9 protein-coding genes and 1 riboswitch are annotated in these 12,430 nt (G+C 46.7%); all 9 genes read right to left on the bottom strand.

Annotation, left to right across the window (positions count from 1 at the left end; genetic code table 11):
* Positions 1 to 27: 27 nt before the first annotated feature.
* On the bottom strand, positions 28 to 522 hold the full coding sequence (locus ACH59B_RS04930; protein WP_102998713.1) for a GNAT family N-acetyltransferase: 495 nt from the start codon (positions 520 to 522) through the stop codon (positions 28 to 30).
* Between the two features lie 228 nt (positions 523 to 750).
* Complete coding sequence (locus ACH59B_RS04925) at positions 751 to 5,718, bottom strand: DUF4132 domain-containing protein (RefSeq protein ID WP_404303425.1); 4,968 nt, start codon at positions 5,716 to 5,718, stop codon at positions 751 to 753.
* Positions 5,719 to 5,733: 15 nt separating this feature from the next.
* The gene (locus tag ACH59B_RS04920) at positions 5,734 to 6,153 is read right to left on the bottom strand and encodes a hypothetical protein (protein ID WP_017426280.1); all 420 of its coding nucleotides are present in this window, start codon (positions 6,151 to 6,153) and stop codon (positions 5,734 to 5,736) included.
* 346 nt (positions 6,154 to 6,499) lie between these two features.
* A complete protein-coding gene (locus tag ACH59B_RS04915; protein ID WP_016819898.1) occupies positions 6,500 to 7,357 on the bottom strand; it encodes a MetQ/NlpA family ABC transporter substrate-binding protein in 858 nt (285 codons plus the stop codon).
* Between the two features lie 271 nt (positions 7,358 to 7,628).
* Entirely contained in the window at positions 7,629 to 8,300 is a 672-nt protein-coding gene (locus tag ACH59B_RS04910) for a methionine ABC transporter permease (RefSeq protein ID WP_016819897.1), read from the bottom strand.
* On the bottom strand, positions 8,293 to 9,018 hold the full coding sequence (locus ACH59B_RS04905; protein WP_017426279.1) for a methionine ABC transporter ATP-binding protein: 726 nt from the start codon (positions 9,016 to 9,018) through the stop codon (positions 8,293 to 8,295). The genes ACH59B_RS04910 and ACH59B_RS04905 overlap by 8 nt, the downstream gene beginning before the upstream one ends.
* A 139-nt stretch (positions 9,019 to 9,157) precedes the next feature.
* Positions 9,158 to 9,949, bottom strand: coding sequence for an energy-coupling factor transporter transmembrane protein EcfT (locus ACH59B_RS04900; RefSeq protein ID WP_240753557.1), 792 nt, complete (start codon positions 9,947 to 9,949; stop codon positions 9,158 to 9,160).
* Positions 9,924 to 11,408: an ABC transporter ATP-binding protein gene (locus ACH59B_RS04895; RefSeq protein WP_240753556.1), complete on the bottom strand. Its 1,485-nt coding sequence runs from the start codon at positions 11,406 to 11,408 to the stop codon at positions 9,924 to 9,926. The genes ACH59B_RS04900 and ACH59B_RS04895 overlap by 26 nt, the downstream gene beginning before the upstream one ends.
* Complete coding sequence (locus ACH59B_RS04890; RefSeq protein WP_016819893.1) at positions 11,408 to 12,004, bottom strand: ECF transporter S component; 597 nt, start codon at positions 12,002 to 12,004, stop codon at positions 11,408 to 11,410. Before ACH59B_RS04890 ends, ACH59B_RS04895 begins: the two co-directional genes overlap by 1 nt.
* A gap of 304 nt (positions 12,005 to 12,308) precedes the next feature.
* Positions 12,309 to 12,418, bottom strand: a riboswitch (TPP riboswitch).
* Between the last annotated feature and the right edge of the window lie 12 nt (positions 12,419 to 12,430).

Below are 12,430 nucleotides of genomic sequence, written 5' to 3'. Positions count from 1 at the left end.
CTTTAGGATCGTCTTGGTTCAGGCCATTTATTGAATGGTGTATTTGTAAAACTTTTTATCTACTTTCATAACTGGAAAGCCCATTGGCAATTCATCAAGAGCTATACTAACAAATCCATTCTTCTCATAAAAACGATGAGCGGCTACGAATTGCGGTGTTGTTCCAAGATAGATTCCCTCAACAGACCGTTCCTTGGCCCATCCTATGGCATGCTGAAGTAATTGATTTGAAACATTAAAGGCTTTGCCTCTATAGTTTTGTTTTACAAACATCTTTCTGAGCGCCGTCTTATGGTTTTCGATATCTAGTAAGGCAACCGTCCCTACTACGATTCCTTCATGAAGAGCCACCCAGAAGTTGCCGTTACCATGCTGATAAAAGTTTTTAATATCAAGCAGATCAGGCTGATCTTCTTTAGTGATGACGATATTATATTCGTTCTGTTGAATATGTAAAATTAAATCGACAACTTGCGATTGATACTCGGTTGCGTACTCTTTTAAAAGGATGCTATTTACCATCGCTGTATTCTCCTATTATCGTCAATTGTGATGTCGTAAGCTTCCCTTCAAAACCAGGAACAACTTTTTACGCATATCTCCTTATTCGAGCTCGATTCATACCTGATATTAAATAACTCAACCTCCGCAGCTAAACTTAGCTTCCACTTGCACAGTCGATGATTTGAAGCCTTGTCTAGATGCGAACGTTGAGTTAATTATGATTTTCTTTATATTACAATTTCTATTCTACGCTTGAAGCTGTTCAAGAATTTGTGGGTCCTTGATTTTCTGATCATCAGCCAGCAACGCTATTTTGGATAGAATCTCGGCTGTTCTTGGATCCTCATCCAGAAACGGCAGGAAGATGCGACCACGATGCTGCGAATGCACCGGAATAATGTGCAGTGCTCCCTTGGCTTGCTTGTAGACCCCACCGCTTCCGAGGTGCACCGCATACTCGCCAAGATTCCCATCTATACGTGCGTAATTCCCATCTAAGCGTACATTGCTAATTTTCAGCAGACGAAGGGATTCCTGTACAATGACCTTACGCATTTCAACGGTTGTCAGACTAGCCTCTGGATCAACGCCGCCTACATGAGCAACACTGACGACCAGATCCACGTCCCGCATAACTTCAGAGAACAGAACAGGTGGAACCTCCTCCAAAGGCACGCTCTTATATGTTGTCCGATCAAAGAACTGCACGGTCTCCAGTGTAGGAGCCTCAGTATCCGCTGGTGAGAACCAATCGGCCATGGCATACAGGTTCGCAATCAGATTCTCGGCATAGTACACCTTCTGGAGTCCGTCTTCATAGCTGACTGTCCATTGGCGACTTTTTAGTAAGGATACCGTTTTATTCGGCTGTACCTGATGTCCCGCATACCGACGGGAAACTGTCGCGTTGGCACGTTCATCAGCATTCAGCAGATACAGCTCACGGAACACCTGCTTAAATGGCTGGCGTATCTGGCGGTCGAATAAGTCCTTCTGGAATTCGCTCCAACGACCACTTTCGTACAAATGAAGTGGATGTGCAATAACCAACTTATCCTCTTCTCCAATAGTATGCTGTTCAGCAGAAGGAGCAGTCAACACCAACGTATCCCCATTAAAATAACCGAGGTGATCACCAGCTTTGAAAACCAGTGTCCTCACCAGCGGAGCAAGCACAGGATTGCCTAACAATCCTCTTAATTCCTTCACCATAAAGGTCGTACCAGACTCCATAGAGCGTTCCAATTCTTTGCGAGCTCTGCGATATTGGTCTACCAGATCTCCTTTAAGCTCTTTCAACGCCGTAACATACTCATCCTTCTTGAAACGAGCCGGAATGGATTTCAGCGTCTTCCCTTTGCTGACAATTTCAATATCTGCCGTTCCTTCATCATCAATGACCAGTTGTATCGTTGTAGCCTCATCTAAGGCATGGGGCTCAAAATAAGAGCGGAGATCATCCAGCTTGCGAGCTTCCATGTCCCAGACGAGACGGGTTACGTCATCATAACCTGCATTACGTGCCAAATTCCCGAGCGCAATCCGTGAAACCAGTGCCTCACTAGCCTTACGCTGTGCCCCGAATTTCTTGCTTTGTTCCAGAAACTTCTGGATAAAATCATAACGTTCGCGGACATCTGGTTCAGGCGGCTCGGCAAGTGGAATCAAACTGTAGGTCAACAAATGGTCTTTGTTTCGCTTGTCTTCCACTGATTTTTCCATTTCACTTCGTTTCAGCTTACCCAACGTCGCATCCGCAAACAATTGGGATCGACGATGATTGGCTCCAGCCGAAATATACTTGGCACAGTCGTACAGCAGATCAAATCGTTCCTCGCCCAGCGTCTCATAGGCCTCATGAAACCAGTGAATATCAAAGGCACCATCATTAAAATCCTGCGGAGCTATCGGTGAATAATGAGCTACAATCGTTTCCTTCTCAGCCGAAAAGCCTTCATTGATATGCGCATGGAAGTACCATGCTGCACTGCGAAGTCCTTCCCACCCGAGATAGCCTGCTACAATCTCAATCCATTGTGGGGCATACATTGCCGCCTCCAACAAACGTTTATCTGTAATTTTAGTTTTCTTCAGCTTCTCCTTGAGTAATGCAGCATCCTCGCCATCACTTGGATAACATGCCTTGAGCAAGTGGCTGAACGATTCTTTTTTGGTAATACGATCACCGTAGCCATACACATAACCACGCACGAACGTTTCCTTGTCGAGCCCCTCCAGAATACGGATAAAATAATCCATGCCTTCAATCCGGCTCAGACCCATCACCTTTGACGTGGCTTCGGTAGGCAAATCGCCTCGAACCAATTCAACCTCCAGCAGTCGATCAATAACCGTACGACGTATCTCCAAAAATTCTGGCTTGCTGGAAATCCATGTATTACGAGCATTGGTTAAGGTGCTCATATGCCTTCTGCTTTCACTACCGGCCAGCAGCTCCCGATACACTTCACCTACACTGATCAGTCCTTTTTCATAGGCTTTGAAGTGATCCTCCAGATCCAGCGGAGAATAAAAACGATTTTCCATGCCTGGCCATTCTGCGTAGTTCACAAAGGTATGGAAAAAGCGCTTAAAGGACTCATTATCATGGACTCGCCCTTTCTCCAATGCCAACCACGGGCCGGACAATAAATGAAACATTCCCATATCCTCTACAGGTCTATCCTTAGGCATACTTTGCATTAGTGAATTGAAGGCAAGGTCGATTACGTCAAATGTTTCGGAACCGGCTGTGTCCATAAAATAAGCATTAATTAATGTGCTTACCTGATCGGAATAGGTCAGCTCTGCCATCCACTTTTGAACCTCGTTAATCCGCTCTAAAGGATACATTTGTTCGGCGAAGTCTTTACGCCATCCTTCTAGCAGCTTTTGCTTGCTTTGTTCTGAATAGCCAAAGTTAAATGAGAAATATCGATAGTAGCGATCCAACGTTCGGTCCATTGGCTCCAATCGATCATAAAAAACAAGCTCCAGCAGATCACGCGCTTCTATGCCGCTTTCCTGCAAATAACGTTCCCATTCCTCATAAAGAGGATATAAAGACAGCCTGGAATCTACTTCTTCATCGACCTGAACCAGTCGTAGAGGGCGAAGATTCGTCCCAATAAGCAATGTATCTTTGTAGCCTGAATAATACTCCGCAGTATATTCCACATCACGATGATGATGAACAAGCTCATCCAGTCCACTCAAGAACTGCTTTAGCTTCTCCAATGGACTAGCAAAAACATCGGCCATTCGGAAATCACCCAGATCAACCTTCTCTTCCAACCAAGCTTCCTTGACATTCGGATCGTACAAGCCAAAGCCGTTTGTCCCTGTATAAGCATCCTCCTGTCCCAGCTTGGACAGCAGTTGCTCCTCTTTGGCGGTGGGTTGCTGAATGATATCCGCTAAAGCCCGCAGATTTTCATACTGCTGGGCACGATCCGGGTCTGCATATATCTTTGTCAATATTTCCAGTCCACCCAATCGTTGCAGTTCCGCCTTCGCACGAAGCAAGCGTTCCAATGAGCCAGCGAGCGGATCTTCCGATTGTGAAAGCAACACACCAATGACACTTTGTCGCAACGAGCCTGTCTTGAGCTTTAATAAAGCTTCCATTTGCTGCATTTCTGGTTCCGACAGCGTCAGCTTGCGCGCCTTGGCCACAGCGAACTCACGGATACTCATACTTTTGTCAGACAAGCTGGAAAAAATAAAATCACGCTGTACCGCATCCTCAGGGTTCTGCACAAAATGATTCAATATCTCGCCGCGCAGATTAGGGCTAATCTGATCCTTTAAGGCTATAATTTCCCCAATCCAGGAAGCATCCATATCATAACCAGCGAGATACAGCATTTTTTGAATAGGTGCATCCGAGCGGTGATACAGGTTTACATAATCCAGCACCTTGGAAGGCTCGGTAGACTCACTCTTTTTCATATGTACAAACAGGTTATGAAGTCGTTCAAAATCCTTACGACGCTCCTCTTTGCTATCCAGCAAAGGAGTGCGCGCCACTTTAACGATTCGATCCGCGACCGTCCCGCCTTCTACCCATTCATAAAAATAATCAGTTGTATAGTTCGTCAGTATCCAATAGCGAAGCTCCGGGTCCGTCTCATCCAGATATTCTCTCGCAATTCCGAGGCGCAGATCCTTGTTTTTAGTATTAGACAGTACATACTGTGCTACAATCTTCTGGTATGCTGCTCCCTGCTCCATAAGTTGGCGAACCTGTCCATATAAATCACGTTCCTCATGTACTGCCGTAGCCCACAAGCTCATATACAGTTCGTTAGCATTTGAACTGGTCAGCCATTCCTGGCGCAGTTCAGTGCGAGTTAATGCTTCATATGCCTGCTCGATCAGCTGGCGAACGACCCGCTGATTGGCAGATTCCAAGCCCATGCCCGTCCACACTGCAAGTGCCCGCACTACCGAACTGTATCGAATGAAGCCTTGGTCGATGATCACCTTTAACAGATAAATGAGAGCCTGAGGAGTTCCTTCATCCATTTGCTCCACAATGCTTTGGCGTAATCCCTCTTGAAGCCTGGCCGCTGCCAGCAGCTCGCCAATCATGTGATAATTCTCATCTTGATGGCTTAGCAGCATGCCTTTAATCATATTGCGCGTAAGTAGCGCCGCCTGATTATCCCCATAAATAATAGCTTTTAGCGCCTCTAGCACCTGTGAATTGCCGTTGTCTAGCTCGTAAGCAATCCATTCCCCAATCGTTTCCTGAATCCGGTAATCCCTGCCTGGTTCGTAATCCTTTTTCGTTAAATAATCCATTATAGAGAATCCGATACAGTCCATTCGGATCAACTGCACCATTTTTTTATAAACCCGGGAAGTATGAGCGGTAATATCCGAAGTGCGAAACGGTCTGCGCTCATACCCAGTGCTGTAAGGATATTCGGTCACATGCTCGGTTAGATGTGCAAACACATCGCCAGCTGTTTGTCCAATTAGAGAACGCAACACTTCTGCCAGTGGCTTGAACAGCGGTTCTCCGCTTTCTGCCGCCCGTTCTTTCAGTATTTGCTGACATTTGATAAATGGCTCCTCAACCTCTTGTATGTAATGAAGCTTACCCAGTTCCACAACATACTGAGCCAACTCCTGCTGTTGTCCACCCAGTTGCGCCGCGCGCTCTTTCAGTGTGGCGAAATATTCTTGCTCATTGTTCTCCTGATGCATATTTCGTCTCCTCCTCTACCATAGGCCTCCAGCCAACATTGTGAAGCGTATAAATACAATCTCATCCCCTGCATGAAGTGACAAAGGAGCGTCCAGTTCAATCGCTTCCTCATCACATACAAAAACCCTGTATAAACCATCCTCAAAGGCCTGCATTGCCGTGTTCACGGCAGCCTCAATATTAGGAACACCATCATTATATATGGAACCGAATCCAACTTTGCCTGTCTCGCCTTGTGCCTGAATTTCCTCTTCCGTGAGGAACGGAATCAGCGCGACACTCTCCTGCTTTTCCCGTAGCTTTTGAACATTCAGGGCAACGGTTGCTGTAATCAAATCTCGCAATGTTTCTGGAGTAGGGCTCAGCTCTATTTCCTGTTGTGCGAGTGCGGGTTTACGCTTTCCCAAACTTTTTACAGTTACAAACAGCTTCATATTGTTTCCCTTCCTTTTTATTGACGCTTTTGAACCGTTGTCAGCTGAATTTCTCGACCCTCCTACAAACATCGTTAACAAAACATAAAACGAATGTTTGTTCGTATATTTATTTTAATAGGTTCCTTATCATTACTCTATCACCCTTTATGACCAAAATTCACAGTGCTGTAATACACTAAAATCTTAAAAAATAAGACTTTGTACCCTGATTTCGATGAATTTTACCCATATTAAGGATGAAAAAGAAAAAGACCTGCACAAGGGAGACCATCTGCTCTTCACAGACTGCACTCCATTATACAGGTCAAATATCATCAAAAATAATGTTTCAATACTTATTTATTTAAAATGCTGGAACAACGCTATCCTTGTAATTGTCCTCAAAAAATTTGCGTACTTCCGGTCCGGTCATTCGTTTTGCTAGCTTTTGAATGGCATCGGAATCTGCATTATCCTTACGCGCTACCAAATTAATGGCAAAGTGCGTATCATCTTTTTCGGTAATCAGCGCGTCCTTCTTCGGTGTCAGACCGAGCGGCTTGGCATATGCGGGATACATGGCAGCCATGTCCACATCATCCAGCGACCGCGCCAGCATCAACAAATCCACTTCTTTAAACACAAACTTTTTCTTATTCTCAATAATATCAGCCTGTGTAGCATTATAGCCTACACCTTCTTTAAGCTTGATTAGACCGTTTTGCTCCATCATTACCAAAGAACGTCCGGTATTGGCCGGATCATTGGCAATGGCAATCGTCGCACCTTCGGGCAGGTCTTTAATGTTCTTGTATTTTTTGGAGTACGCGCCATAAATGGCGTTGTAAATCGGTTTTACCGCTACCAAATCAGATTTGTTGCTTTCATTATATTGTTGCATAAACGGAGCATGCTGAAAGAAGTTAGCATCCACTTCACGGCTTGCCAATGCGTTGTTCGGTTGGATATTGTCTGACAGCACAACAATTTCCAGATTGACTCCGTCCTGTTTAAGCAGTGGCTTCACGATATCCAGCACATCTGTCATCGGTGGGATCAGCGTGGCTACTTTCAAGGTCACTTCTTTTTGGGATGTTGCTTCTTTAGTTGTTGTTTCTTGTGTAGCCTGCTTCTGACCACCGCATCCGGCAACCAGCAGCATAACCACTGCAAATAGTGTAAGTAATTTCAAGTTCGTTTTCATGTTGTTTTTCCGACTCATTCGATGATGAACCTCCAAATTAGTTGTGATTGGGAAGATAAAAAATGAGTTACAGTGGGAGGTCGAGCCGCTTCGCGTGCAGATTGTTCTTCCGATCGCTGTTGAAATGGGATTCTCTCATTTAAAGTGATGATAGGTTAGAATCCCATTTCAAAGGCGAACGCTAACGCTTCTCCAGAACAATTCTGCCCGCTCCGCTTTTGAGATACTGTAAGGTCATTTTTATTTCCCATAGTGGGTGTTGCAAGTGAATTGCCATACAATCTGCCGTTTACCGCTTGTCGATCCGGCGGGATATGGTGCTTCCGGTGAACTGGATCGTTTGTACGAAAATAATCATAACGACGATGGTGAACGCCATCAAGCCTGTTTCAAACCGCTGGTAACCATAGCGAATGGCAAAATCGCCTACTCCGCCGCCGCCCACTATGCCCATCACCGTGGAGTAGGAGATGAAGCTAATGGTGGACGTGGTCAAACCCAGTACAAGTCCGGAACGGGCTTCCACGTATAGAAATTTAAAAATAAGCTGGAGGGTGGATGCTCCCATAGACGTAGCGGCTTCAATCACACCCTTGGGCACCTCAAGCAACGATTGTTCCACCAGTCTCGAATAATAGGCGATAGCTACCACTGACAAGGGAACCGTAGCTGCCATCGTGCCCAGCGCCGTGCCTACCACCAAACGTGTAAATGGAATCATAAACACCACGAGCAGCAAAAACGGAAACGAGCGGATAACATTGACCAGACTGTTCAGTATGGTGAAGAGCAGTCGATTTTCATATTTTTGCCCTTTACCACACAAATATAAAATCGTTCCTGCCGGAAGCCCTAACAGTACAGCTGCTGCGATAGAAATCCCCACCATGATAAACGTCTCCCCGATGGCTTTCCATATCTCTGACTGATACTGTGCAATGATGTTCAACATGTCATTCATCAGCTTCACCTGCTTCCAAGGTTGAACCTACCATAGGGTCAGCTACATGTTTCGTTGAAAGTAATTTCCCGTCCCGCATTTCGGATACACGGGTACAAATATCGCGTACCACGTCCATATCGTGTGTGACGATTACAATCGTAACTCCCAGTTCACGGTTGATCTCCCTTAACACGCCCAGAATATCAGCGGTCGTCTGCGGGTCAAGGGCTGAGGTCGGCTCATCACAAAGCAGCACCGCAGGGCGATTCGCCAATGCTCTGGCAATCGCCACACGTTGCTTTTGGCCTCCGCTCAGTTGTGCCGGATACTGTTCTGCCTTATCCGCTAAACCAACGAATTGCAGGCATTCGCGCACGCGTTCCGCTCGCTCTTTTTTCGCGACACCTGCCAGCTCCAACGGCATTGCTACATTTCCACTTACCGTCCGATTATGAACAAGATGATAATGCTGAAAAATCATCCCTATGGATCGCCGCGCTTCACGGAGACGTTTTTCCGGCATGCGAGTCAGATCTTCCCCGTTCACAACCACGTTTCCCTCATCCGGCCTTTCCAATACATTCATCAACCGGAGCAACGTAGACTTGCCGGCACCGCTGGCACCTATGATACCGTGAATTTCCCCTTCCTCCACTTGAAGAGACACGGATTGAACCGCATGAAATGGGCCGCTTGAGGTGGTATAATGCTTGTTTACCTGATGCAGCGTAATCATGAAACTTGGCCTCCTGATGATCCATTACTGCGGGAAAATGTAATAAGCCCGCCAGCCCAGGCGGGTCTGTACGAGCCGTCAATTCCCATTGCATTAATATACCACAGAGCAGAAATCGGGCAAAGCCTTTTGACAACAATTAACGTACATCCCATACCCCCACATAAGGAAAGCAGGTACCAAGTCCCCAAGCTAGCATCAGCAGCACCACAAAATACAAAATAAATATAATATCTACAGCCGAATAGCCGATCGCATAATAATACGTACGCTTGGTTTCATTAGCAAAGCCCTTGGCTTCCATGGCTATAGCAATGCGCTGCGCACGCCGGATACTTTGAGCGAGCAGCGGAATTGCGTACCTGCGCAGCGTGGCATACATATTCCATTTGGACACATGCTGGTGCAAACCTCGAATACGGTGGGCATGTCTCAAAGCCTGAAATTCCTCCAGCATCATCGGCATCAACCGCATAGCTGCCAAAAAGCTGTACGCATACTTGGGAGGGAGCTTCCATTGCTGCATCAGTGAATAAAAAAGGCTCACCGGACGAGTCGTTAAACCAAACAGCAACCCTGCTGCGGCCATACTCAGTGCACGAAAACCCAGATGCATCCCTCGGAAAAAGCTTTCCTGCGTAATATGGATCAGGCCCCATGTCCACCAGGTCGTCACTCCCTTGCCAAACATCATCATGCCTGTTGAGGTTGAAATAAACACCAATATAAAGGGAGATCCGTACAGCAGCAGCCGCTTCCATGGATGGCCTGACCAGACAAGCAACAGCAGCATAGTACATGTAACATTAAACATAACGTTCGGATCATGGATGACTATAACGATCACAAACAGCAGGGAAAACATCACTAGCTTTAGGCCCGGATTCACACGATGCAGCCATGTTTCATGATGAGGAAAGGACAGGCTCATACCGTAGCTCTCCTTTCTGAATCCGCCATATATCGGTACAATATCGACGGACAATTTCCGGGTCATGCGTAACCATCACAATGGCCGTGCCTGCCGCTCTCAGCTGTTCCAACATATCCAGCATGACAAAGGTATTACGCGCATCCTGCCCAAAAGTCGGTTCGTCCAGCAGCAGCACTTTCGGCTCACGGATCATAGCCGTAGCAATACTCAACCGCCTTTTTTGGCCCAGCGAGAGCTGATACGGATGGCGTTCATCCAGTCGCTCCAATCCGAACTGCATAAGCATTCGATCCACTCGTTCCCTGCACTGTTCAGCGGTAAACAAACTCTTGGGTAACGAATACTCCAGTTCACTTCGCACGGTGTTTGCTACAAATTGCAGCTCTGGATTTTGAAACGCGAACCCAATGCGCTCAGCCAGTTGCTCCGTATTGCCTGCCTCAGCTCCGCACACGCGATAACGCCCCTGCGTGTGAAGTAAGCGCATCATAGAGAGCAGAAGCGAGCTTTTGCCAGCCCCGTTTTCACCGACCACACCAATCCAGTCGCCAGGCTTCACCTGCGCTTGCTCCACATAAATGACTGAGCTCCCTCCCCGAAGTCCGCTAAAATGTTCCAACTCCAGCAAATTTGTTGTACATGCTGAAGTGGACGGACTATCCGCAAGCAACGCATCATTCTGCTGCGTCATAGAATCATTCCAACGTGGTGAAGACGATTCATCCCATACTCCCGGATACCACACGCCATACTCGGATAATGCTTGTCGGTGTATATGAAATACTTCTTCCGCCCTTCCGTCCGCAATAATCTCCCCTTGAGCAGAAAGCACCACAATCCGATCCACATCCTGGACAATTTCATTAATTTTATGCTCTACAATCACCAGCGTCTGGTCTGCCGAAATGTTGCGAATGGTATCCCACACCTGTGTAGTACCTTCCTCGTCCAACAAGGCTGTCGGCTCATCCAGAAAAAGCACTTCCGGCTCCATAGCCAGCACCGATGCAATCGCCAGCCGCTGTTTCATTCCTTGTGACATGCTGGCAATGGGCAGATGTATATCATCCGTTGGAAGACCAACCTGCATTAGCAGCTCGCGAATACGGGATGGCATCTGCTCCCTTGGAACCTGCTTATTTTCCAATACAAAAGCCAGTTCCTCGTCTGCATATGACATACAAAATTGTGTGTCGGGATCTTGAAATACAATACCAGAGAGACTCGGGATCACGGCAGCATCGTATTTCATAGGCACTTCTATCGTGCGTGGAATCAGACCGCTCAGCACCTGAAGCAGCGTTGATTTGCCGCATCCGCTCGGCCCCAGTAGCAGCAGCTTTTCCCCTTTGCGAACAGATAAGGACATATTGTGAAAAAGCAGCTCTTGCTCACCGGGGAATTTCAACCGAAGACGGGTGATCGAAGCCACCACATCTTCGTTGGTCGGACTCATCAATCCAGCCCCTTATAATCTTGTTCCGTTGCCGGTCTCAAACTTCGCGTAACGCCGGTTACTTCCAATGCCTTAGCCAGATAGAAAGCGAATATTCCAGCAATCACAATACTGCCAATCATCCGAAATCCAATATACAAAACATAGTTCCAGGTCGATAGCTGATCAATATACCCATAGCTGAAGTCTAAAATCAGAGAAGTGACAGCCGCTCCTGCCGCAGCTAGTGAAGCAACCCACAGGTTGGCGTTCCGATACAGAAAAATCGCAAAGAACAGCTCCGCTCCCAAGCCTTGCAGCAAACCGTAGTACAAGGTGGACATGCCCCATTCACTTCCCAAAAAAGCACTGACGGTTGCCGCGGCCACCTCTGCCAAAATCGCGACTCCCGGTTTGCGAATGATAAGATAAGCGAACGTGCCAGCCATAAACCACATGCCATACATCAGTTGCTCGGCGTGCAGACCGAATGGTTTCATCAAATCATAGGCAGGTCCCCATATTTTGTAGACCAGCCCGAATACCACGGAGATTACAATCGTGACCAAAATATCAGTCAGCTTCAGCCCTTTGGACGCTCTTACATTCGTATTCATTGTTGATACGCTCCCCTTTTTCTTTAAAATAGGCCATTTGGCCATAAAAAAAAGCCTGTCCGGAGCTGAATCTCCAGGCAAGCTTTATGCGCAGTCATAAAATGATCACCATACATTATCAGTTGTCGACATATCTCATATAGCACAGCATTCTACTGCACTGAAACCAAGCCAAAGTCAGGTACAGAACAAGACACGCTTGTCCGTCTGCAACTTTTTACAGACTGTAGCTCATTAACTTGATATAGGATATGAAACGTATCCATCGACTAGCCGCCGCTAATCGGCGGTATTCCTGTTTCTTGTAAGGTGTTCTAGGTTTCTCTACGCTGGCATTACCCAGATCAGATTTCACGGTCGGCGGCAAGGGCCACCCTCTCAGCCTGACTATCTCAAGCTCCCGACAATGCTTTTTAATTCACTATA

It is taken from the genome of Paenibacillus sp. DP01, assembly GCF_044784315.1.
In the GTDB taxonomy this organism is placed as follows: domain Bacteria; phylum Bacillota; class Bacilli; order Paenibacillales; family Paenibacillaceae; genus Paenibacillus; species Paenibacillus polymyxa.
Note: the sequence above shows the minus strand (reverse complement) of the source record. Positions and strands in the feature narration are given on the sequence as shown.